Genomic DNA, 1,788 nt, shown 5'->3' on the forward strand with positions numbered 1-1,788 from the left:
CGCAGGAATTGGCCCGCAGCCTGGGCTGGAGCGAGCGGACCTTGTATCGGCGGCTGAAAGCGGTGGGGCTGGCGTAAAGCGCAGTCAGGAAGGGCGGCGGTCAGATTCTGTTCTGCCCCATGCGCTTATCCCTGCGCAGACACAAACTCGGAGTCCCCCAAGTTCAGGTGATCGTTCCGCCTTCAACCCCAGGCCATGCACTGCTGCGATACGCCGCACGATCGACCAGCCGAGTCCGCTACCGCTTTCCATGCTCCCAGGCACCCTGAAGAATCGCTCGCCGAGTCGAGCGATGTGGGCATCGGACAGGCCCGCTCCACTATCGTCCACGCTCAGCACGACACGGCCATTCTCTTGCATGATTCTCACCGTCACCCGGCCCGATGCAGGTGTGTATCGCAAGGCATTGTCCACCAGATTGCGAACCAGGACGGCTAACAAGGTCTCCTCGCCTCGATCACCGGTCTCATCTCTGAACTGGTATCGGGCATTTCCACTGGGTCTGTTCGCCGACATAGACCTGCACATCTTTCTCTGCGCCATTGGCGGTGAAGACGCGCCACAGGAGGCCCTCGATCCGCACGGTCTGGAAACCATTTGCATGCGCTCTACCGGGTTCAGCCATCGGTTGCAGTGGGGCATTGGAAGAGCGCTGAGTCAAGCGACCTTCATGAAAGACCTGGAACGCCACCTTGGGCGCATAGCGATGCAATATGGGGGCGTCGATGCTTTGATCGTCGCCCGCGGCATCGGCGCCAGCCTCTTGAGCCTGCTGCACCACCAATAAAGCCGCCGCTTGCGCGAGATGGCTATCGAGCAGTTCATCGAGCTCATGGCCTGCCTCGAACCAGATCAGCGTCGCGCACACCAGCCACACGCCGGTGACCACTGCCAAGACCAGTAGGACGATCCGCCCTTGCAAGGAGCCGGGTGATCGCATCATGCGTTGGGCGACTCCCGCAGCAGAATATAGCCGACGCCGCGTACCGTATGGATCAAGCTGCTTCCCAGCTTGCGGCGTAGATTGTGGATATGGACTTCGATGGCATTGCTCTCCACTTCTTGTCCCCAACTGTAGAGGTGCTGTTCCAGTTGCTCGCGCGATAGAACCTGATTGGCGTTGAGCATGAACGCGTAGAGCAGATCGAATTCCCGGATGGAGAGAAGAACGTTTTCTCCTTTTTTAAGTACCGAATGCGCAGCGGGATCAAGCGTGATGTCCTGCGCGGCGAGGCACTCCTGTGATTGGCCGTGGGCGCGCCGCACCAGGGCGCGCAAGCGAGCGGCCAATTCGTGCAGGTCGAGCGGCTTGATGACATAGTCGTCGGCCCCCATGTCGAGCGCCTTGATGCGCTCTGGCACGGCGTCACGCGCCGTCATGACCAGCACAGGCACGGACAGGCCTGCACGGCGAACCGCCGTGAGCACATCCATGCCATCTTTGAGCGACAGCCCCAGATCGAGTACGGCGACCGCATAAGACTGCGTGCGCAACTCACTTTCGGCGGCCTGACCATCACGCACCCAGTCAACCCGAAAACCAAGCTGCCGCAAGCCGGCCCTCACGCCGTCGCCGAGCAGGGGATCATCTTCAACCAGCAGGATATGCATAGGATGGCTTATCGCACGAAGGCATCGTCAATCGTCATCACGATCATGGTCTGCCGCCTTGCTCGAAACAGGGCGCTCGGCCAGTCCACCTGATGCAGGCACGCTTTGCCATTGGATCCACCAGATCGCCAGCACCGCCACCAGCAACAGGACCGCTACGCTGCGCCGTGCGCTGCC

Annotated in this window: 4 protein-coding genes; 1 reads left to right on the top strand and 3 read right to left on the bottom strand. The window is 60.9% G+C overall.

Annotation, left to right across the window (positions count from 1 at the left end; translation table 11 throughout):
* The coding region (locus tag I5W_RS34135; protein WP_217284435.1) for a helix-turn-helix domain-containing protein at positions 1–77 on the top strand (77 nt) is incomplete at its 5' end.
* A 7-nt stretch (positions 78–84) separates the two neighbouring features.
* Here I5W_RS34135 and I5W_RS33095 read toward each other — a convergent pair.
* The 3 genes from I5W_RS33095 to I5W_RS03605 are packed head-to-tail and all read right to left on the bottom strand — an operon-like array spanning position 85 to position 1,611.
* On the bottom strand, positions 85–543 hold the full coding sequence (locus I5W_RS33095) for an ATP-binding protein (protein WP_306302666.1): 459 nt from the start codon (positions 541–543) through the stop codon (positions 85–87).
* On the bottom strand, positions 467–889 hold the full coding sequence (locus tag I5W_RS33100) for a sensor histidine kinase N-terminal domain-containing protein (RefSeq protein WP_252716878.1): 423 nt from the start codon (positions 887–889) through the stop codon (positions 467–469). Before I5W_RS33100 ends, I5W_RS33095 begins: the two co-directional genes overlap by 77 nt.
* A 50-nt stretch (positions 890–939) precedes the next feature.
* Positions 940–1,611 (bottom strand): response regulator transcription factor, encoded by a 672-nt coding sequence (locus I5W_RS03605; protein WP_044528207.1) that lies wholly within the window; start codon positions 1,609–1,611, stop codon positions 940–942.
* Positions 1,612–1,788: the final 177 nt, after the last annotated feature.

Origin of the sequence: Herbaspirillum sp. B65 (assembly GCF_000333555.1) — a bacterium.
Taxonomy (GTDB): Bacteria; Pseudomonadota; Gammaproteobacteria; order Burkholderiales; family Burkholderiaceae_D; genus Herbaspirillum; species Herbaspirillum rubrisubalbicans.

Coding starts and splice junctions, on each gene's coding strand:
- I5W_RS03605 (WP_044528207.1), bottom strand. CDS start 1,611: ATGCATATCCTGCTGGTTGAAGATGATCCCCTGCTCGGCGACGGCGTG.
- I5W_RS33095 (WP_306302666.1), bottom strand. CDS start 543: ATGGCGCAGAGAAAGATGTGCAGGTCTATGTCGGCGAACAGACCCAGT.